Consider the following 239-nt stretch of genomic DNA (forward strand, 5'->3'; position numbering starts at 1 on the left):
TGGGAGGAGGACACCATGGCGAACCTGAAACTGACCGGAGTGGAAAAGACCTATGCCGGCGCGGTCAAAGTGCTGAACGACATCGACCTCGACATCAAACAGGGCGCGTTGATCGTCTTTGTGGGGCCCTCGGGCTGCGGCAAGTCCACGCTGTTGCGTATGATCGCGGGGCTGGAGCGGATCACCGGCGGCACGCTGGAGATCGACGGCGCGGTGATGAACGATATCGCGCCCGCGCA

1 protein-coding gene is annotated in these 239 nt (G+C 62.8%); it reads left to right on the top strand.

Annotation, left to right across the window (positions count from 1 at the left end; genetic code table 11):
• Positions 1–15: 15 nt before the first annotated feature.
• The coding region (locus tag R0J92_RS26215) for an ATP-binding cassette domain-containing protein (RefSeq protein ID WP_411053844.1) at positions 16–239 on the top strand (224 nt) is incomplete at its 3' end.

It is taken from the genome of Tritonibacter sp. SIMBA_163, from assembly GCF_046535935.1.
GTDB classification, from domain to species: Bacteria; Pseudomonadota; Alphaproteobacteria; order Rhodobacterales; family Rhodobacteraceae; genus Epibacterium; species Epibacterium scottomollicae.